At 48.9% G+C, this 19,315-nt stretch carries 20 protein-coding genes and 1 other annotated feature; of the genes, 15 read left to right on the forward strand and 5 right to left on the reverse strand.

The features are described 5' to 3' along the window. Window positions 1–122: 122 nt before the first annotated feature. The 9 genes from MUN34_RS01620 (at window position 123) to MUN34_RS01660 (ending at window position 5,861) form a co-directional block, all read left to right on the forward strand. Complete coding sequence (locus tag MUN34_RS01620) at window positions 123–344, forward strand: hypothetical protein (protein ID WP_152538817.1); 222 nt, start codon at window positions 123–125, stop codon at window positions 342–344. Between the two features lie 36 nt (window positions 345–380). After that, window positions 381–629 (forward strand): flagellar biosynthesis anti-sigma factor FlgM, encoded by a 249-nt coding sequence (gene flgM, locus MUN34_RS01625; protein WP_026827527.1) that lies wholly within the window; start codon window positions 381–383, stop codon window positions 627–629. 95 nt (window positions 630–724) lie between these two features. Continuing rightward, on the forward strand, window positions 725–1,132 hold the full coding sequence (locus MUN34_RS01630; protein WP_247856727.1) for a flagellar protein FlgN: 408 nt from the start codon (window positions 725–727) through the stop codon (window positions 1,130–1,132). A gap of 12 nt (window positions 1,133–1,144) precedes the next feature. After that, window positions 1,145–2,674 carry a flagellar hook-associated protein FlgK gene (flgK, locus tag MUN34_RS01635; protein ID WP_247856728.1) on the forward strand — a complete coding sequence of 510 codons (1,530 nt, stop codon included), beginning with the start codon at window positions 1,145–1,147 and terminating at the stop codon, window positions 2,672–2,674. 7 nt (window positions 2,675–2,681) lie between these two features. Further along, entirely contained in the window at window positions 2,682–3,641 is a 960-nt protein-coding gene (flgL, locus tag MUN34_RS01640) for a flagellar hook-associated protein FlgL (RefSeq protein WP_247856729.1), read from the forward strand. 17 nt (window positions 3,642–3,658) lie between these two features. Continuing rightward, on the forward strand, window positions 3,659–4,237 hold the full coding sequence (locus MUN34_RS01645; protein ID WP_247856730.1) for a DUF6470 family protein: 579 nt from the start codon (window positions 3,659–3,661) through the stop codon (window positions 4,235–4,237). Between the two features lie 4 nt (window positions 4,238–4,241). Continuing rightward, window positions 4,242–4,682 (forward strand): flagellar assembly protein FliW, encoded by a 441-nt coding sequence (gene fliW, locus MUN34_RS01650; RefSeq protein ID WP_247856731.1) that lies wholly within the window; start codon window positions 4,242–4,244, stop codon window positions 4,680–4,682. After that, the gene (csrA, locus tag MUN34_RS01655; RefSeq protein ID WP_026827533.1) at window positions 4,682–4,909 is read left to right on the forward strand and encodes a carbon storage regulator CsrA; all 228 of its coding nucleotides are present in this window, start codon (window positions 4,682–4,684) and stop codon (window positions 4,907–4,909) included. The genes fliW and csrA overlap by 1 nt, the downstream gene beginning before the upstream one ends. A gap of 127 nt (window positions 4,910–5,036) precedes the next feature. After that, window positions 5,037–5,861, forward strand: a complete 825-nt coding sequence (locus MUN34_RS01660) for a squalene/phytoene synthase family protein (protein ID WP_026827534.1) — start codon at window positions 5,037–5,039, stop codon at window positions 5,859–5,861. Window positions 5,862–5,913: 52 nt separating this feature from the next. Here MUN34_RS01660 and MUN34_RS01665 read toward each other — a convergent pair whose 3' ends face one another. From MUN34_RS01665 to MUN34_RS01680, 4 genes are all read right to left on the reverse strand, one after another. After that, window positions 5,914–6,816: an alpha/beta hydrolase gene (locus MUN34_RS01665; protein WP_247856732.1), complete on the reverse strand. Its 903-nt coding sequence runs from the start codon at window positions 6,814–6,816 to the stop codon at window positions 5,914–5,916. A gap of 30 nt (window positions 6,817–6,846) precedes the next feature. Then, the gene (locus MUN34_RS01670) at window positions 6,847–7,728 is read right to left on the reverse strand and encodes a YitT family protein (RefSeq protein ID WP_247856733.1); all 882 of its coding nucleotides are present in this window, start codon (window positions 7,726–7,728) and stop codon (window positions 6,847–6,849) included. Window positions 7,729–7,809: 81 nt separating this feature from the next. Next, complete coding sequence (locus tag MUN34_RS01675; RefSeq protein WP_247856734.1) at window positions 7,810–10,635, reverse strand: sensor domain-containing protein; 2,826 nt, start codon at window positions 10,633–10,635, stop codon at window positions 7,810–7,812. 547 nt (window positions 10,636–11,182) lie between these two features. Further along, entirely contained in the window at window positions 11,183–12,325 is a 1,143-nt protein-coding gene (locus MUN34_RS01680) for a hypothetical protein (protein ID WP_247856735.1), read from the reverse strand. 129 nt (window positions 12,326–12,454) lie between these two features. Between MUN34_RS01680 and MUN34_RS01685 the strand changes: the two genes are divergently transcribed. Both MUN34_RS01685 and MUN34_RS01690 read left to right on the forward strand, forming a co-directional pair. Beyond that, window positions 12,455–13,114 carry a response regulator transcription factor gene (locus MUN34_RS01685; protein WP_247856736.1) on the forward strand — a complete coding sequence of 220 codons (660 nt, stop codon included), beginning with the start codon at window positions 12,455–12,457 and terminating at the stop codon, window positions 13,112–13,114. Beyond that, window positions 13,111–14,376: a HAMP domain-containing sensor histidine kinase gene (locus tag MUN34_RS01690; protein WP_247856737.1), complete on the forward strand. Its 1,266-nt coding sequence runs from the start codon at window positions 13,111–13,113 to the stop codon at window positions 14,374–14,376. Before MUN34_RS01685 ends, MUN34_RS01690 begins: the two co-directional genes overlap by 4 nt. A 52-nt stretch (window positions 14,377–14,428) precedes the next feature. Here the strand turns inward: MUN34_RS01690 and MUN34_RS01695 are convergent, their stop codons facing one another. Further along, window positions 14,429–14,932, reverse strand: a complete 504-nt coding sequence (locus MUN34_RS01695; RefSeq protein ID WP_012371315.1) for a hypothetical protein — start codon at window positions 14,930–14,932, stop codon at window positions 14,429–14,431. A gap of 137 nt (window positions 14,933–15,069) precedes the next feature. Between MUN34_RS01695 and MUN34_RS01700 the strand changes: the two genes are divergently transcribed. The 4 genes from MUN34_RS01700 (at window position 15,070) to MUN34_RS01715 (ending at window position 19,122) form a co-directional block, all read left to right on the forward strand. Next, entirely contained in the window at window positions 15,070–15,552 is a 483-nt protein-coding gene (locus tag MUN34_RS01700) for a hypothetical protein (RefSeq protein ID WP_247856738.1), read from the forward strand. A gap of 77 nt (window positions 15,553–15,629) precedes the next feature. Further along, window positions 15,630–16,460, forward strand: coding sequence for a GNAT family N-acetyltransferase (locus MUN34_RS01705; protein ID WP_247856739.1), 831 nt, complete (start codon window positions 15,630–15,632; stop codon window positions 16,458–16,460). Window positions 16,461–16,819: 359 nt separating this feature from the next. Further along, the gene (locus tag MUN34_RS01710) at window positions 16,820–17,215 is read left to right on the forward strand and encodes a hypothetical protein (RefSeq protein WP_114595086.1); all 396 of its coding nucleotides are present in this window, start codon (window positions 16,820–16,822) and stop codon (window positions 17,213–17,215) included. A gap of 62 nt (window positions 17,216–17,277) precedes the next feature. After that, window positions 17,278–17,513 (forward strand) — a binding site (T-box leader). A gap of 94 nt (window positions 17,514–17,607) precedes the next feature. Continuing rightward, window positions 17,608–19,122, forward strand: coding sequence for a peptide ABC transporter substrate-binding protein (locus tag MUN34_RS01715; RefSeq protein WP_247856740.1), 1,515 nt, complete (start codon window positions 17,608–17,610; stop codon window positions 19,120–19,122). Window positions 19,123–19,315 lie beyond the last annotated feature (193 nt).

A 19,315-nucleotide genomic window follows, 5' to 3' on the forward strand; every position in this document is an offset into this window, starting at 1 on the left:
TTGTTCGTCAATCTTCTGATCTGTGTGTCGATTGTATCAGAAAAGATCATACTGATTTTGAGAAGGTGCGTGAGTTCCTGCGAGAACGGCGAAAAGTCCGAACCTCACCTAAAGATGTTGAGATGGCTATCGGAGTAAAGAGAGAAGCGGTCTTCCGTTACATCAAAGAAGGGCGATTGTTGATCTCTGAGATTTCTCAGATGGAAATCATGTGTGAGAGTTGCGGGAAGCCCTCCCGTGATGGCACGATTTGTGCCGAATGTCGTGAAAAGTTACGACGTGACCTCGCCCAAGCGATGCTTGATTCTTCTACCCCTTCGAAACCGCGAACGTATCGAACTTGAATTAAGAATCTTGTAGTCTAGAAAGCAGGTGTTCACATGCGAATTGATTCTACGAAGTGGGTTAACATGCCTAAAACGTACGAAAAAAATCAAAAAGTAGAAGGAACAGAACCAACACGTACCAGTCGGCCGGATGAAGTCACGATTTCAAGCGAAGCGCGTCTGCGTTTTAACGAAACGACGCCTTCACGGACCGAAAAAATCGAATCTCTTCGACAAGCCATTCAGGACGGAACCTACAAACCGGATGCGAAGAAAATTGCGGAACGTTTCTTGAACTTGTAAGAAGATTAACCTAAACAATAGAGGCGACTCGGGGCACGGATGCGCGGGTCGCTTTTTATATGAACGAACACAGACGGAAGAGGAGGACAGGACGGATGGAACTCATCGATCAGCTGACGGCGGAACATGCCGCACTACTTGAATTGGCAGAAGAAAAAAAGCAGGTCTTGATTCAAAACGATATGCAACGTCTTTCGCAACTCGTCAAGGAAGAGCCGATTCATTTAAAACTAATCGAACAGTTGGAACAGCAACGCCTGACGCAGATGGGCACGATGACGATGACGGAGTGGCTTCAAACCCACCCGGAGGATGTCAATTCCATGCGTCGGTTGCTCCAAACGATTGGTCAGTTAAAAGTACTCAACGAGTTGAATGCTGATCTACTCACCCAGTCGTTACATTACTTAAACTGGCATCTTGAATTGCTGATACCAGAAGCAGATGATTTTACATATGGTCAGTCCGCGCTTGATCGCGCACATTTCAATCGAAATGCATAAGGAGGCAAATACATGGGATCAACATTCATGGGGCTTGAAACCGGTCGCCGTGCACTGACGACGAACCAGTGGGCGCTCCAGTCGACCGGAAACAATATCGCCAACGCAGGAACGGCCGGCTTTTCACGGCAACGTCTTGTCATGGCGACGACGGAACAACTGTCGATGGCAATCGGAACGGGGAAAATGGGTCAGATTGGTACGGGTGTAAAAGGTGAACTCCTCGAACGTGTCCGTGATGTCATGCTCGATAAACAATATCGAGACGAGGCGACGAAGACATCTTACTATGGTACAAAAGAAGCAGCATTCGGTCGTATGGAAGATGTCATCAATGAACCGTCGGACACCGGTTTGTCCAAAGCATTTGACGGGTTTTGGGAATCCCTTCAGACCTTATCAACGAATCCCCAGGATTCAGGTGCCCGGAGTGTCGTCCGTCAAAAAGCGGAGACATTGACACAAACGTTTAATTATATGGCGAAGGCACTTAATCAAGTACAAGGTGACCTGAAAAGTGAAATTGAGGTCTCAACAAAAAAAGTAAATGATCTATTCAAAAAGATTCATAATATCAATGCAGAAATTCACACGGTCGAACCGCTTGGTGTGTTACCAAATGCACTTTATGATGAACGAGACCGTTATTTCGATGAACTTGCAGAGTACGTTGATTTTGAAAAGGTGTCAGTCGACGGTGATGCGATTCAGCAAGGAACACTTGGGAATACGGTTAAAACGGCAGAAGGTCGGATCGATGTTCGAATCAAATTACCGAATGGTGACAAATTGCTTGCAGTGGATTCGGATTTACCCAAAGCAGGAACGTTGACCTTTACAACAGATGACAATGGTCTCTATACAGGATTCAAAACAGATTCACAAACGATCTCATTTGACGCAGCCGGCGGTTTTTCATCAGGTCGATTAATTGGTCTGATTGAGATGTATGGACACGTTGAGGATGGTCAAGCAACGGGTGAGTATGTCAATATGCAGGGACACCTGGATGAGATGGCAGCAACGTTTGCGACAGCATTCAACGAAGCGCATGCGACGAATGTAAAAAAAGACAAAACAGTGGGTACAAGTGAATTTTTTGTTTCTTCCAACGGAGGAGCAATCACAGCGAAGTCGATTACGCTTGGAGCAGACATTAAAAAGAGCCTGGATAACATTGCTACCTCGACAGACGGGAACATCGGTGATAGTGCCGGTGCCTTGAAGCTGGCCAACATGAAGACGGCAAGCATTCGTTTTGAACGATCCGATACGACGACGACAATTGGTTCGTTTTATCAAAACGTCATTGGAGACATGGCAGTCGCAACAGATCAGGTCGCTCGGCTCGGTCAGAGTTCTGCCGTCTTGATGGAAAGTGCGGAACAGCGCCGTATGTCGGTTTCTGCTGTTTCGATCGATGAAGAGATGACGATGATGATTCAGTACCAACATGCATACAACGCGGCAGCGCGTAATATTACTACGGTTGATGAGATGCTTGATAAAATCATCAATGGTATGGGAATCGTAGGACGGTGATGACTAAATGCGTGTAACACAAACGATGCTGACGAAAACGAATATCGGACATCTCTCCGCCAGTTATCAAAAACTGAGTGCGATGCAGGAACAATTGATCAGTGGAAAAAAGATTCAGCGACCATCTGAAGATCCGGTCGTCGCAATGCAAGGGATTCGTTACCGGACAGAAGTGCGTGAAGTCGGACAGTTCAAAAAAAATGTCAATGAAGCGACAGGTTGGATGGACTTGACGGACTCGGCACTCAACGAAGTGACATCCGCCATGAGCCGGGTCCGTGAATTGACGACACAAGCTGCGACGGATACGTATGATGCCACGCAACGGAAAGCAATTCAGAGCGAAGTGGGTCAGTTGATTGAACATATCGGGACACTGGCGAACACGAAATATAATGAAAAAGCCATTTTTAATGGAACAAAGACGGATCAACCCTTCATTTCGATGGAAGGTCTGAAAGAATATTTAACGACACCAGGTAAGGCGGTTAATACCGTATTTACAGACGGTGACCCAACTCAAAAAGAAGAAGAAGTCATACGCTATGAAATCTCTTCCGGAATTGAAGTACAAGTCAACGTTTCACCGACAAATGTATTTAGTCCGGAAACGTTCACGACGCTCAAAAAATTATACGATGCCCTTGGTGGGGTTTCAGACGCAGGTGCCGTCGATAGTTCAAATAATGGAGCCGAATTATCAGGTATGTTAAAAGATCTTGATAGTATGCTCAATCAAACGGTCGAAACGCGTGCTGACCTCGGGGCGCGGGTCAACCGACTCGAACTGAACGCATCTCGTCTGGAAGATCAGGAAATTATCGCGAAATCGGTCATGTCGGATAACGAAGACATCGAAGCCGAAAAAGTCATCATGGAACTGAAGTCGTATGAAACGTTACATCGTGCGGCACTCAGCGCGGGGGCGCGGATCATTCAGCCGACCTTGCTTGATTTCTTACGTTAAGAAGGGAATGACGGACGGTGAATCTGCCACATCTTGAGATGCGTCAAACGTCAGCGAAGATTGGAATCAATACCACCCGTGCGACACTTGAGCAACATCAGGCACCGGCGACGTTATCGATCGAACAGCCGAAAGGGAATCTGTCGATCGAGACAATTGCCGCCCGGCTCGAGATTGATTCGACTCAGGCGATGATTGAAACAGGAAGGATTCCGGCTTTTGAGTCTGTCCAGCGTTATGCGGAGCATGGTCGACAAGTGGGACAACAAGCGGTTGGACGTGCCGCTTCTGAAGGGGATCAACTGATGCGGATTGAGCAGGGGGGCAACGCAGTTTCCCGTGTCGCCAAATCGCGGGACACACCGCCTGCTGAAGTAACGACACTCGGCTTTTCGCCACGCAGTCTCGACCGGGTCAAAATCAATTACACACCGGCAGAAGTGCAACTCAATTACACGGCAGAGCGACCACGAATCGAGGTTCAGGTTAATCGTCCGGAATTGAAAGTCACGGAAGGTACGGTCGACATTTATCTACGGGAACAAAATCAACTGGACATGTGGCCGGTCGGCGGCATGTTCGATGGGGAAGGATAATCATATGCAAATCATGACTGATTTTTTTGGTCCGGTTCAAGTCGACGAAAGTGAAATCATCACGTTCGTTTCGGAAGTACCGGGTTTTCCGGAAGCACGACGCTTTATCCTCTTACCATTTGGGGAAGGCATTCCTTTCTGGTCCTTCCAATCGATTGACCAGCCGGAGTGTGCGTTCGTCGTGACGAATCCATTTTGGATTGATCCGGATTACGTGTTTGAATTACCGGAATCGGCGAAAGAGCAGCTTGGTATTCAGGAAACGGCACAAGTCGCTGTCTATACGACGGTCACGTTACGCGAACCGTTCCAGGAGTCGACGACGAACCTACGGGCACCATTCGTCATGGAGACGCAACGCCGTCAAGCGAAACAAATCATTCTCGATGAAACGTACGCCAATCGTCGGATGATCGGCAGTCTGACTGAAGTAGGTGGCCGCTGATGCTCGTCTTAAAACGAAAAACGGGAGAAGCGATTCAAATCGGGGATGACATCGAGCTGACGATTCTCGCCATCGAAGGGGATCAAGTCAAGCTGGGCATCAATGCCCCGCGGCAAATCGATATCCACCGCAAAGAAATCTATTTGGCGATTCAGGATGAGAATGCGGAAGCCTCACAAAGTACCGGTCTGATGAGTCAATTATTAAAGCAACGGACGGATACATGACTAGGACAGGACAGACTTCAATGTCGGTCCTGTTTTTTCGTTTAACAAAAAAATGCTCATTTCTTTTGAATCGTGTATAGTAATGTAGAGAAAAGAAACCTTTTTGACTAAAGAGGGAGTGTAATGGATGAATGAGACGAAGCAGCTGAAGAAAGATGCGAATCGTGTATTAAAAGCGACGAGCCGGACCTTTTATATACCGATCAGCCGTCTGTCACAGGAATTACAGGAAGCCGTCGGAGCTGCTTACTTATGTATGCGGGCGATCGATGAAATCGAAGATCACGAGGAATTGCCGACCGGGGTCAAGACGACATTACTGCGGGAAACGGCGTTGATGATGCGGGGAACATTCGACGCGCATGCGTACCGGACGATGATTGCCCCTTATGCGGATCAGTTACCGGAAGTGACGCTACGCTTGTCAGAATGGATTGCGTATTGTCCGGTTGGTATTCGGACGAAAGTCTTGGAATCAACGGCCGAGATGGCAGAAGGCATGGCCACTTGGGCAGAGCGGGACTGGACGGTCAAAACGGCGGCAGACCTTGACGAGTACACGTATTACGTCGCAGGACTGGTCGGTGTCATGTTATCCGACATCTGGTACTGGAAAGCTGGTATCGTGACGGACAAGCAACAGGCAATCGGATTCGGACGGGGACTGCAGGCCGTCAACATCCTGCGTAATCAACAGGAAGACGCAGAACGTGGTGTCGGATATTTCCCGCCCGGTTGGACGACGGAGACGATGTTCGAGTATGCCCGCGAGAATCTGGCGGAAGCCGATGCGTACCTCGCATCGATTCCGAAACAGACGACTATTTATGAGTTCTGTAAGATTCCGCTTGCGCTTGCTCACGGAACGCTTGATGCACTCGCACGCGGGAAAGAAAAACTCAGCCGCCCGGAAGTCTTGAAGATTGTCGGCAGTGCCGTGTTAAAACGCTAAGTATATAAAAACAGGAGACCTTTGTTCTTAGGAACAAAGGTCTCCTGTCGGTTTAACGGATATCTTCGAGATAAGATAAGACTTTTTCTTCATAGGCTTTCCGGTCATGTTTGTACGACTGGACGTGTCCGCCGTTTTCCGTCACGTATAACTCGGAACGCGGCGCTGCTTTTTGCAACCGCATGCTCTCGGTGACCGGAATCGCGTCATCGTCTTTCCCGTGAATCATCAAAATCGGGTAATCGATCCGACGAATGGCTTCGATCGGTTGAACCCGTTCCGGATTCAATCCCGTCAAAGGCGGGGTGACTTGTAAGATGACCGGCGTGAACGGGAAGTTCGGCAATCCACTCCAAACCGGCAGATTCGTCTCGAGATAGTTCTTGAGGTCACTGAACGGACTGTCGGCGATGACACCGGCGACTTCGGCTTTTGGTGCCGTGACGAGAGACGTTGCAGCTCCCATCGAGATGCCGTAGAGGACAACCGGTTCCGATGCGCGGGACTTCGCATAATTAACGGCCGTCAGCAAATCATCCTGTTCCTTCGCTCCGACGGTGACCCGTTTACCTTCGGATTCACCAGAACCGCGGAAATCAAATGTCAGGACGTTGTACCCGGCCTGGTGGAATTTCTTGAACAACGGAAGGATCGGGACATCATTTTGTTCCCGGTTCTTCCCGTACCCGTGGGCAAAGACGATTGTCAGCTTGGCGTCTTCACTCGGAATCCACCAGCCGGATAAACGGGTCCGGTCTTTGTAAGAGCGAAACGAGACATTTTCGTAAACGAGACCTTCCGCCTTTTTCGGGTTGGTCGTCAACGGTTCCCGAGGCGGCTCCGTCAACGAAGAACCGACATAAGCAGAAATTCCGACGATGGCAATCAGGACTAAGACGATGAGTACGATCAGTCCGGCAATCAGTTTCTTGCGGTGTTTTTTCAAAAACGACACGGCGATTCTTCCTCTCTCTAGTAGAGTACGTTAATGAATATCTTTTTTCTTGAAACGACCGCCATGGACATCATGGATGTTTCCGATCGCGATAAAAGCTTCTTCATCGAAATCACGGACGATTTCTTTCAGCTTCGTTTCCTCCAACCGACTTATGACACAAAAGATGATTTTTTTGTCATCGCCGGAAAAGGCGCCTTCCCCGTTTAGGTACGTCATCGTCCGACCGAGCCGGTCCATGATGGCAAGACCAATCTCTTCATGGTTTTCAGAAATGATCCAGACACTTTTCGACTGATCGAGCCCGTCGATGACGACATCAATCGTCTTGAAAGCGATGAAGTAAGTGATCAACGAATACATGGCCCGGTCCCAGCCGAAGACAAAACCGGCAGCCCCTAAAATGAAGACATTGAAGAACATGACGATTTCACCGACGGAGAAGGGCGTTGATCGGCTGAACGAGACCGCTAAGATTTCCGTCCCGTCGAGTGAACCGCTGGCCCGGATGACGATCCCGACCCCGATTCCGAGAATCAGTCCTCCGAACACCGTCGCAAGCAAATCGATCCGTGTCATCGGACCGATGTCTTCGAGCAACTTCGTCGCAATCGCCATGACCGTGATGGCATACAGTGTGGATAAAGCGAAGGTTTTTCCGATTTGTTTATAACCAAAAAAGATGAACGGAATATTGAGGAAGAACAGCCAAAGGGCGAGTGTCGAGTCCGTCAGCTTGGAGCCGATGATTGAAATTCCGACGATCCCGCCATCGATGATGCTGTTCGGGACAAGGAACCCTTTTAATCCAATCGCAAAAATAACCGCCCCAATCGTCAATAACAACAGGCGGCGCACCAGTTGCCATTTCGTTGACCGGCGGTGTCGTTTGGCCTGTTCAGTCGCAGGCATCGAACCCCTCCCTTTTTTAGTACTTTTCATTACTATAACAAAAAAGCACTAAGGCGCGCGAGAACGACCTTAGTGCGAGACTTATTCTTTGTACCGGAGTGATTGGAAAAACCGTAAGACAAGTTCCGCTTCCTGCGTCGTCGTATATTCGCCGACGTATTGCCCGTGTTCGATCGCTGTGACCGTCAGGGTGCAGGAGACGAGTTGAATCCCTTCGAACAGACGCACTTCAAAAGTCGCGCTTTGCAACGGGAGTGGCGTATCCGTCGTGAAGTAAAGAAAACGGGTGCTGGTCCGATGAGCCTTAATGTCCGAAAAGCCTAAATCCAATGCTTGATTTTGGTGTTTCAGCATTTTGATTTTCCCTTGAACCACGAAGCTTGGCACACTGTCGGCTGCAAGCGAACAGGCTTCAATCGGATACAACACTTCCCGTAATAGGAAACCTTCTATGACAGAGGCCGGAACCGGTTTACTGAACAGATATCCTTGGATGTTCGGACAGTTGAGCGCCCGGAATGTCTCGAGTTGGCGGTGTGTCTCGATCCCTTCTGCAACGACGGCTAAATTAAATTCCGTTGCCATATAGAGAATGCTTTTGACGATTGCCTGCGCCTTGGCATCGTCCGTGATATGCGTCGCGAACTGGCGGTCAATCTTGACGACATTGATCGGATACCGTTGCAGATACACCATCGATGAATAGCCTTTGCCGAAATCATCAAGAGCAATCCGGACACCAATCTGACTGACATATTCGAGCGTCCGACTGATGTTCGGATCGTCCATGATCAAGGCGGCTTCCGTGATTTCAAGTTCCAGCAAGTGGGGCGATAAATTGTACTTCGTCAGGATCTGTTCAATTTGATGTTCAAATCCGGGAATCAAAAATCGTTTCGGCGAGACGTTGACTGAAATCGGAATCGCCGGTGTCCCCGCACGTGCCCACTGTTTCATCGTTTTACAGGCGGTGTCGACGACCCAGTCACCGATTGCGACATGGAGCGCACTTTCTTCCGCAAGCGGGATAAAATCATTTGGAGGAATCCGTCCCCACTCCGGGTGTTGCCAGCGGATCAAGGCTTCGAGACCGATGATTTTTCCAGTCCAGCTGTCGACTTTCGGTTGGTACTCAAGAAACAGTTCTTCCCGTTCGATGGCATAATGTAAATCCTGCTCCAGCCGGTAACGGCGGTAATAGTCGATGTCGAGATTCGAGGCATAGTGATGCAAAGCGCTATGGTTTTCGCGCCGTGAACGCCGCAGTGCCGTATAGGAATGTTTCATCAGTTCGACCGGATTGTCACTGTCGTCCGGGAACCGGCTGACGCCGATCGAGACGCGGGCAAACAAGGCATACGGTTCAATCAAAATCGGTTCAGCGGATAACGCCAGTAAGGTCTCGGCACAAGAGGTGACATCTTCCTTGTAGCTTGACGGAATCAGCATCGCGTATTCGTCTCCGCCCAGATGACCAAAAAAGACTTCGGCCGGTTTCGTCGTATAAAGAAGGTTACTGGTCGCTTGGATCCATTGATCGCCGGTCGCGTGACCAAACGCATTGTTGATATCGGTAATCCGGTTAAATGATATCGAGAGAATCGAAAAGGTGATCCCTTGTTGCATCCAGTCTTGAATCGTATCCGTCAACGACAACCGATTCGGCAGACCGGTGATGGAGTCATGCATCGCCAGTTGTTGCAACCGTTCCTCGTACTCTTTTTGAAGCGTGATGTCGTGCATGATGCTGTTTGTATAGGCAATCGTTCCATCGAGTTGGAAGACGGGAATCTGCTGGTCCTCGATCCATTTGCGACGTCCGTCCGGAAACAGCAGTCGGTACTGGATCGTGCCGGATTTCCCGGACGTCAGCCGTTTGATGAATCGTTTCATCGCCGGTCTGTCACGCGGATCCAGTCGCTCAAACAACCAGTCTTGACTAAGAATCAGGTCTTTTGGCAGCTCCTCGAAAATCTGGAAGAACCCTTTGGAATGAAACAGCAGTCGTCCGTTTGATAAATCGATTTGCGAGATCGCTGCCTCGAGCGCCTCATAAATTTCTTTTGTTTGTTCACGTTCCATTTTCAGTTGACGCCGGACGTCATCGACTTCCGATAAATCGTACAGAATCACGGAAATCGGACCGTTCAGACCGTCGCGTCGCAACGCTTTTAAACGCAGGAGTTGGTACTCTTGATTGGCGTTGAGCACCGACACCTCTTGTTCAAAGGTCTCGATTTCGCCGTCCAGCAACCGGATCATCTGAAACTTAAGTGGATCAAAGTCACGTGGGTGAATCCGTTGGTGCACCTGTTCATTGGACAAGTGTTTCGGTTTCGCTGGATCAAGACCTAAGTAGTTGATCAAGGACGGGGAATACTCTATGGTCCGTGTCGACGGATCGTATGTGAAGACGACCAGTTCCGGAACCTGTTCCGTCAGTTCGAGCTGGGACCGGATTTTGGCAACGTCATTTTCGAGTTGTTTCTCACGGGTGATATCGCGGGCGACACCGTAGACCCCGACAACCTGACCGTCTTGTTCAATTGGCATGTTGGTGATTTTTAACGTCAGCCGGTGTTGATCGACGTGCAGTCCTTGCGCCGTATAATGGACGGTTTCCCCGGCAAGGGCACGGTTGAAAAAGGCAGTCACGTCCTCGATTTGTTCCGGTGGATTGAAAACGGCAAAATGTTCATACAACGTTTCTTCCGAATAACCGAGCATCCGTGGAAGGTATTCATTAAAGTATATAATTTCACCGAGGTGATTGAAGAAAAAAACAGCATCCGTCGTTTGTTGAAAAAACGGCTCTACACGTTCCGGATGTGACAGTTCTAGCCCGCCGATCAACAAGGGGGATGTGGATGAACGACTGAGTCGTTGCATCGCGTTGAAAAAAGTCATGGCTGAATCTCCTCACTCGAATTTTTAACTCTCTTTCTAGTATCGGAGTATCTGTCCCTGAATTGCAATCAAAGTTCGACAGATAGACTTATTTTTCAAAAAAAGTGAATCATTTTTTGGGGGATGAGTAAAAAAGTGGTGATGGGGAGAGTGCGTCCACGTTCTTTCGCTCGCTTTTCGCGGGCGGAACGGAATCCGCGATCGCCTTTTCAGTCGACCGGGTCTTCCTTGTTCCTGACGGAAGCAAAGCTTCCTTTTCCCGTAGAAGTCGAGCTTCGAACGTGGACGCAACCGTCTCATGCAATCCACGGATTGAAAGAAAAACAGAAAAAACATCAATATATAAGACGACAGGAGACGATAAGACCATAAAGTCGTAAAAGATTATTAAGAACACAAAAGACAAAAAGACAAAAAGACAAAAAGACAAAAAGACAAAAAGACAAAAAGACAAAAAGACAAAAAGACAAAAAGACAAAAAGACAAACCTCATCATGCTCCACTTGTTGTGAAGATCGATGAGATTTGTCGTGATTTTAATGCGTGATCAGATGGCTAAGTCGACAGACGTGTCGCTGGCGTTTGGATCGGCTTGTTCAGGTCGGTCGGAACCGTTCATACCTGGCGCGTGATGACGTCCCGGTCCGTGTCCGCCGCGGGGACCTTGCTGTAAGTCGTCATAGCTTGAGACTTCATCGGCACGTTCCTGCATCCGTTCTTTGATTGCCGTCGCTTGTTTTTTCGTGATGGTACCGCTTTTAACTTTAGCATCGATTGCTTTCGTTTGTTCGGCAAGGACAGCCTTTTCAAAATCAGCAAACGAAATCTTATTCGCTTCTGCGAATTCCGGTAACGATTGATCGGCAGCCTTGAACTTCGCTTCATCAAGATTCAGTCGTTTCAAGATAGCAGACGTTGTGTCACCGAAGACGTCATGACCGGGTCCACCGTGTTCGCCTGGTCCGTGTTGACCGCGGTCCGGTAAGTCATCGTAACTGTTTGCGTCAGAGAACTCTTCCGTCAGCCGGGATTTGATTTCCGTCGCCTGTTTTTTCGTCATCTTCCCGTCTTTGACGAGTTGATCGAGTTGCGTCGTTTGGGCTGCAAGCAAAGCTTTTTTATAGTCAGAGAACTTGATGGACTGGGCTTTCGCATAAGCGGCGAGTGATTGATTCGCAGCATCAAATTTATTCTGGCTCAGACCGAGTGCCTTTAAGACGTCGGCGATCAGCGATTCATTGAAGAAACCGCCTTTTTCACTATGCGGTCCTTTTGGCATCTGTTCTTTTAAATCGGCATAACTCGAAACCCCGCTAAAACGTTCCGTATGATGTTTTAACATATCCGCTGCCTGCGACTTCGTTAAGTCACCTGATTTGACGAGTGAAGCGAGCTGTTCTTTTGCGGCGGCGAGTTCCGCCTTTTTATAGTCACTGAACGAGATTCCTTTTTGTTTGGCCAGATCTGCGATCGATAAACCTTTTTCACGGGCGGCATTCGCCTGTTTTTCCGTCAGATTCAATTTTTTGAGCAGTAACGTAAAGTCGAGTCGTTTCATTCCTTCGAAGTGATGGCGCTCTGATTTTGTTTCCGTCGAGCTGTCGTCATTGGTTGCAGCATAAGCGGACGCTCCTCCTACTGTTAAGGCGCTGATGGTCAATGCGGTGATCCATTGTTTTTTGAATTGCATGGGTGATCACTCCTTTCACCCTTTATGTTAGCGGGACACGCCTGCGAAGTTGTGAGGAAGTTGCAAGGAAATCGCAAAGAAACGTCAACCGCTCAAAAAAGGCGGTACACTACTAGTGGAGGGATGAAGATGAATATTTTAGTGATTGAGGATGAACTGAAACTGGCACAGGTCACGGAACGTTTCCTGCGCCATCATGGATATACGGTCACGCTTGCGGCATCACTTGCGGAGGCTAAAACAAAACTTACGAACGCGTCATTTGACGCTGTCCTTGTCGATGTCCGCTTACCGGACGGGGACGGCTGGTCGCTTGTTCCGGGGATTAAAGCGCTGGCATCGTCACCGGTCGTCTTCATGTTGACGTCACGCGGGGAAGCCGACGATCGCGTATTTGGACTGGAACTTGGAGCAGATGATTATCTCGTCAAACCGGTTGTCCTGAAGGAACTGATCATCCGGCTCGAGCGGGCGTTAAAACAACGGCTGCCGGTCGGGCGGAAGTTAGGTGACGTGACGATTGATGAGAAGGCCCGCCGTGTCCAAAATGGACCAGAGACCGTTAGTCTTGCGAAGATGGAGTTCGAACTGCTCTTCTACTTTTTTGAGCATCTCGGGGAAGCGTTGACACGGGATCAAATTCTGGACGAAGTCTGGGGTTATACATTCGGGGGTGACACGCGGACGGTCGATACACACGTCAAACAGTTGCGTGATAAGCTGCCGACGATTAAACAGCAGTTGAAGACGGTCCACCGGGTCGGCTACCGGTTGGAGGCGATTGAATGAGTAAGCTGATGCGCAAGTTTTTGCTGGCGGTCATCGCCCCGTTGTTGATTATGGGTGTACTCAGTTTCAGTCTGACGGCATTCCTCGTTAATCGGTTTGCGGAAGATGAACGTTACAGTCAGCTGACACGGGAAGCGAATATCATCCAGGAAGCACTAACAGAAGACCGTCCGGTGCCCCGGGAAATCCAGGGGTTTATCACCCGTGACGGTGTAACGGAAAGAATCGGGGGACGGGGCCGGCAAGTCGTCGAACTGCCGATCCTGAATGATCTGCAACAACAGGACAGTATCGAAGTCCAAGGCAACCGACTGTTGACGTATCAATTGACGAGCGGTAATACGGTCATCACGACAATCCGTGAAGCACCGCTCGCAAGCAGTGCCCTTGACGGCGTCTATCTGGCGATTGGTGTGGCGTTACTTGCTGCCTTACTGCTGGCAACGGGACTGGCCTATTATATGGGACGGCAATTCATCCGGCCGATCATGGAGTTACGGACCGTCGCGAAACAGATTGGGGACGGACGAAAGGACGTCGCGCTACCGATCCGGCCTAACGATGAAGTCGGTGATTTGATTCATGCCGTCGATGAGATGCAGGAACAGCTGGTCCAAAAAGAAGCTTTGCAGAAATCCTTTATTGCCGGAATCACCCACGATTTGCGGACGCCGATCGCCATCATTCGCAATGAAACGGAAGCTCTGGCGGCTGGTGTCATTCCGGTCGACGAACTGCCGGACGTTACGAGCAGTATCATCGAAGAAACGGATCGGCTCGGTCTGCTGATTGACGAGACGCTGGTCTATTCGAAACTGGCCGGCGGAATGATGCCGCTTGACCGGACAGAAGTGGTACTCAATCAATTAGTCGAAGAAACAGTGGAACGGTTGCGGTCGACGTTCCTTAAAGACGGTCTGCGGTTGACGGTTGAGACAGTACCGGTCCGGCTTTCATTTGATCGACGGATGTTCGAACGGGTGCTCGTCAACTTCCTGATGAACGCCCACGTCGCTGCCCCGAGCGGAAGTGAAGTGTTAGTCCGGCTGACGGAAAGCGAATTGACGGTCGAAGATGCCGGAAGCGGCGTCGCAGAAAGCGACCGCGCGACGATCTGGGATTTGTATGTCAAACAGACCGGCGGCTCCGGGCATGGTCTCGGACTTGCAATCAGCCGGCTGATTCTCGACAGTCACGGCTTAGCGTACGGTGTCCGGAACAGCGCGCTTGGCGGTGCCTGCTTTTATATCCGGTTCAAATAATGTAAGAAAAAAGGCCCCGTTTCTCACCGGAGTGAAGAGCGGGACCTGTTGATTATTCAGAGTCGTTTGCTTGAACGAGACTTGGTTTGACGAGCGTATAGAACTCATCGCTCATCCCGACGCGACTGCCCATCTGGCAGGCCAATTCGAGTGTCTCCTGGTAGAATTTCGCGACCAGATTATGGTTTTTGATATGCATGTCTTTCATCGCTTTTTCGACACCAAGGACGACTTTCGCGATTTGGTCATCGGCGTCATTGCGGACCGGGACGACGTTTTCCGGAAGATCCACTTCTTTATCGTGTCCGTTGAAGCGGAACGATGCCCCGAAGCCGAGATGCTCAAGGAAAAAGTGCGGTAACAACTTACCGGCAAAGAACTGGTGCCACTCTGATTCTTTCATCGTATCCATATCGCGTTTGAACGATGTCGTTGCGAGTGCGTAGCGGTCATGTGTATCTTTCATGAACTTCTCGAGGATTGGTACCTGCATCGCAAACGAATTCTTCAGCAGATTATCGAGCTGTTCTTGCGTTAATAGTTCTTGTTCAGCCATCAGTTTAACCCCATTTCGTTTCGTTAGTTCTATCGTAAGAAATTTAGACAATTCCGTCAAATCTTTTTCAAGAATAGAGTTTACCTATTTCACAAAAGGGAATTCCTCTACTATTGAAGAGTTAAGGGGGAGTTAGCATGAAACGAGTAGCAATGACAGGGGTATTAATCGGAGCATGTCTAATTCCAATGACAGCTTTCGGTGCAAGTAACGTGACGTACAACACAGGCACGATTCAAAACAAGGACTTTGGTTATTCGGTCAAGGCGACGACAGCCTTACAGACAGCGATCAAGCAAGACAAGGTCGATGTCGTCAAAAATAAAACGATCAAGACGAAATATGGAACCGTGACACGTAGCGGAACGTTTTCGCTCTACTATAAAGTAAAGGGCAAAGATCAAATGCTCGTGAATTTGAACTTTGAACCGAAAAAATTAACGAAAAAACAATTTGAGAAACAAGTCGGATTCGGCACGTATCTCGGCACAAAAGGCAACAAAACGTACTATTATGTGCAACCGACGGAAGCCGTCAAAGGGGCAGTCGGCAAAGAAAAAATCGCCAACTTGATCACAAGTGACATTCCGACGATGATGAAGACATTCAAATTAAAATGAGGAAACTGCAAGGAGCACCAGCTTTTGCTAGTGCTTCTTTTGATGGTCCGATATAGTAAAGGTTGAGGTGAAGTGAAATGGAATGGACAGTAACAGAAGTCAAACAAACAACAGAAGTATTGCAACTTGAGAAATGTGTCAACGATCACGACGGAATTGAATTGAAAGTCGCGGCGGATTGGGTCGGACAAAATGATTTCGCGATTTATGACGATACGAAATTAATCGGTTATCTGCAGGCCTTCGCGTATTTGCCGACGGAATGGGAACTCAATGTCTTCGTCGATCCAGATTACCGGAAGCAAGGTGTCTTTAAGACACTTGTCGAAGCAGCGAAAGAAGCGGCACGTCCGCAAGGCGTCGAAGCGTTTACGTTCGTCATTGATGACGCAAGCGAGTCCGGCCAAGCGGTCCTTGGTCAACTTGGTGCTGAATACCGGATGACGGAATACAACATGGTGCTGAAAAAAGCGCAATTGTTCTTAAAAGCGGACCCGGATTTCGAACTGCGGGAAGCAACAGCGGACGATCGTCCGTTCATCGTTGAGACACTCGGTTCATCATTCGGCAACACGGCAGACGAGGCAGAATCTATTTACCAAGCGATTGAGTCGGATGATCGTGTCACGTTCATCGGTGTCGCAAACCGCAAGCCAGTTGGTGTCATTCGGGCTTATCTGGCGTCAGACACGCAGGCGAGCATTCATGCCTTTGCCGTCCGCCCGGAAGCACAGGGCAACGGGTACGGTAAGAAAATGTTGAAGCTGATGGTCCAAGCGATGTTCCGGACCGGGCGGACGCAACTTGAGCTCGACGTCGAGACAGACAACGCACGAGCGCTTGATTTGTATAAAGATGCCGGGTTCGTCGTCGGACGCGGTTATCAGTTCCACGTGCTTGGCTTATAATTGTTTTGCAGAAAGTCCACGCGAGTGGGCTTTTTTTTGTATGTAGTAGACCATAGGTCTTACGATGAAAAATATCTTTCGTTTCTTGTCGTCCGTTGGCGCGCTTTCCTCGGGCGGAACGCAAGCCGCGATCGTCCTCTTCGGACGACCGGGTCTCGCCTGTTCCTGACGGAAGGGACAAGCCCTTCCTTTTCCCGCAGGAGTCGCGCCTGGACTCCGGAAACTGAGGCATTGAAAAATTGGTGAGATATGATGAAGTGACGACATAAAAAAACAAGTTCACATTCTAAAGGAAATCTGAAACCTTCTCCGTTTTTTGTCGTATACTACACATATGGAAAAAAAGAGGAGGCGACGTTATGGAATGTCGGAAAGATTCATTACGGACGTTGAAGTGGGTATCAGGTGGTTTAGAGGCAATGCTCGGGATTCCGGTGCTTGGTGGATTATTTATTGTCTTTGGAACAGGCTACAATGCGCTTTGGGTTATGTTAGCGTTCCATATCGTGGTCGTCGTTTTGACGGCACGAGCCGGCCGTGTTTCAAAAGGAAACATCGTCGGGATTGTTGCATCAACAGTCGGTGTCATTCCGGTCGTCGGCATGTTCTTGCATCTAGCTGCAGCGATTACGATCTTGCTTGATGCGGCATTCGGGAACCGAATCATTACGCGGACACATGTTGAACGTGTCGAACCAATCCGTCCCCGTCCGGTCCGGAAAGAACAGGAACGCAAAGAAGACCATCCGTTCTAAGTTTTTTTCGTTGACAGGAGAAAACAAGCCGTGTAAAGTAAACAACAAGTTAAGCCATATCAAACAAATCAACGACGCGGAGTAAGTACCGTCAACACTGCCGACAAAGCGAGTCAGGAAAGGTGAGAGCCTGACGCGGTAAGCTGATTAGGGAATGGACCGCTGAGAGCCTGTTGAACGATTCAGTAGACAGGACGGTTGCCTCCGTTAACGGGCTAGCTGGTTGTTGGACCAGCGACAAGAGGAGATTTTTAATCTCAACTAGAGGTGGCACCGCGCGGATACAGGCGTCCTCTATGCATCAGCTTTTGCTGTGCATAGAGGACGTCTTTTGTTTTACGTCAAGGAACGCCGAATCATCCAACGCACATTATCTTTAGGGGGAATTTTTGATGAAAAAGACATTGATCGCGGCGGCAAGTACGGCGTTCCTGCTTGCAGGATGCTCAACAACGGATACGGAACAAGCAGCACCAAATAAGAACGAAAAGAAAGTCCTGCATACGATGGAAAGTTACGATCTCCTGTCAGTCGACCCGGCAGACGCCATCACGTCAAATATCTTTAACCAGATTTATGAAGGACTCTACCGCTTTGATGCAAACAATGAACTGGTCCCGGCAGCAGCGAAGTCGCATAGCGTGTCGGAAGACGGAAAAGTCTATACGTTTAAGCTCGACCCGAATGCCAAATGGTCGGACGGCAAGCCGGTTACAGCGGAAAACTTCCGTTATGCATATGAGCGCGTCATCGACACGAATTCACCATTCGCGTATCTGCTCGAGCCGGTTAAGGAAACAAAAGTCATTGACGATCAGACGTTACAGATTGAACTGAAACGCCCGACACCGTACTTCCTCAGCATGACGACGTTTGGCACATACATGCCGGTCCGGGAAGACATCGTCAAAGCGCAAGGCGACAAGTTCGGAACGGATCCGAAAACGAACGTCTACAATGGACCGTTCACGTTCAAAAAATATCAGGCCGAGCAAGGTTATACGCTCGCAAAAAACGCGGACTACGCCGACCGAAAAAACGTCAAGATCGACGAAGTCGATGTCAAAATCATCAAAGATCCGATGCTCGCGATCAACTTGTTTGAAACAGGCGAACTCGACGTTGCACCACTCAACTCAGAAAACGTCGTCACGTACAAAAACAAAAAAGAGTACAACACGTTCAGCGATTCGCGGATGTTCTTCATTCGGATGAATCAAAAAACGGACGCGCTCAAAGATCAGAAGACACGTCAGGCGATTGATGCGGCCTACGATAAAAAAGCACTGACGGAAACGTTGCTCGGAAACGGTTCATTGCCGGCTGATTACATTGTTCCGCAGGATCTTGATCCGAAATACGACAAGACACGTCAAATCGAATCGTCGTTTGACACGGCACAAGCGAAACAAGTTTTGGCTGGTCAAAACCTTGAGCTGACGATGATCATTGAAGACGACGATGTCTCGAAGAAAATCGGTGAGTACATCCAAGGTTCACTGAAACAAAAAAACGTCGACGTTAAACTGTTGTCACTGCCGAAAAAAGAACGATTGGCGCGTGAAGGACGAGGGGATTACGACTTGTCACTCGCGAGCTGGGCTCCAGATTATCAAGATGCAACAACGTACTTGAACTTGTTCATGACAGGAAATCCGTTTAACATGATGGACTACTCGAACAAGAAGTATGACGGTCTCTTGAAACAGGCGGAAAACGAACTCGATCAAGATAAACGTCTGGAACTGTTAAGCGAAGCAGAAACGATGTTGCTTGACGATCAAGCCATCTCACCGGTCTACCAACGAAAAAATGCCTTCCTCCAAAACACAGAAGTCAAAAACCTGGCCCGTCATAATGTCGGAACAGATATCTCGTATAAATACGTCGAGATTGACCGCAAGTAACGTTCTAAACTTAAAGATACCCAATCGACTTTCTTTCTATAGGAAGTGTTGATTGGGTATTTTTGTGCATGGCGTTTCATTTGTGGTGAAAATGAGATGAGAAAGAACTGGAAAATCAGGTCAATTCACTTAAAGCGTCCTCAGAAGTTGCCGATAAGTAAGGTGATGAGATTTGAAACAGGAAAGGGAGTTT

The sequence above is a fragment of the Exiguobacterium sp. 17-1 genome, from assembly GCF_023096305.1.
Lineage (GTDB): Bacteria > Bacillota > Bacilli > Exiguobacteriales > Exiguobacteriaceae > Exiguobacterium_A > Exiguobacterium_A sibiricum_A.

Excerpts from the sequence above, each read along its gene's own strand:
- flgM (WP_026827527.1), top strand. The coding sequence starts at position 381 with ATGCGAATTGATTCTACGAAGTGGGTTAACATGCCTAAAACGTACGAA.
- MUN34_RS01680 (WP_247856735.1), bottom strand. The coding sequence starts at position 12,325 with ATGCAATTCAAAAAACAATGGATCACCGCATTGACCATCAGCGCCTTA.
- flgL (WP_247856729.1), top strand. The coding sequence starts at position 2,682 with ATGCGTGTAACACAAACGATGCTGACGAAAACGAATATCGGACATCTC.
- fliW (WP_247856731.1), top strand. The coding sequence starts at position 4,242 with ATGCAAATCATGACTGATTTTTTTGGTCCGGTTCAAGTCGACGAAAGT.
- MUN34_RS01715 (WP_247856740.1), top strand. The coding sequence starts at position 17,608 with ATGAAAAAGACATTGATCGCGGCGGCAAGTACGGCGTTCCTGCTTGCA.
- csrA (WP_026827533.1), top strand. The coding sequence starts at position 4,682 with ATGCTCGTCTTAAAACGAAAAACGGGAGAAGCGATTCAAATCGGGGAT.
- flgK (WP_247856728.1), top strand. The coding sequence starts at position 1,145 with ATGGGATCAACATTCATGGGGCTTGAAACCGGTCGCCGTGCACTGACG.
- MUN34_RS01685 (WP_247856736.1), top strand. The coding sequence starts at position 12,455 with ATGAATATTTTAGTGATTGAGGATGAACTGAAACTGGCACAGGTCACG.
- MUN34_RS01700 (WP_247856738.1), top strand. The coding sequence starts at position 15,070 with ATGAAACGAGTAGCAATGACAGGGGTATTAATCGGAGCATGTCTAATT.
- MUN34_RS01620 (WP_152538817.1), top strand. The coding sequence starts at position 123 with ATGGCTATCGGAGTAAAGAGAGAAGCGGTCTTCCGTTACATCAAAGAA.
- MUN34_RS01710 (WP_114595086.1), top strand. The coding sequence starts at position 16,820 with ATGGAATGTCGGAAAGATTCATTACGGACGTTGAAGTGGGTATCAGGT.
- MUN34_RS01690 (WP_247856737.1), top strand. The coding sequence starts at position 13,111 with ATGAGTAAGCTGATGCGCAAGTTTTTGCTGGCGGTCATCGCCCCGTTG.
- MUN34_RS01670 (WP_247856733.1), bottom strand. The coding sequence starts at position 7,728 with ATGCCTGCGACTGAACAGGCCAAACGACACCGCCGGTCAACGAAATGG.
- MUN34_RS01630 (WP_247856727.1), top strand. The coding sequence starts at position 725 with ATGGAACTCATCGATCAGCTGACGGCGGAACATGCCGCACTACTTGAA.
- MUN34_RS01695 (WP_012371315.1), bottom strand. The coding sequence starts at position 14,932 with ATGGCTGAACAAGAACTATTAACGCAAGAACAGCTCGATAATCTGCTG.
- MUN34_RS01675 (WP_247856734.1), bottom strand. The coding sequence starts at position 10,635 with ATGACTTTTTTCAACGCGATGCAACGACTCAGTCGTTCATCCACATCC.
- MUN34_RS01660 (WP_026827534.1), top strand. The coding sequence starts at position 5,037 with ATGAATGAGACGAAGCAGCTGAAGAAAGATGCGAATCGTGTATTAAAA.
- MUN34_RS01705 (WP_247856739.1), top strand. The coding sequence starts at position 15,630 with ATGGAATGGACAGTAACAGAAGTCAAACAAACAACAGAAGTATTGCAA.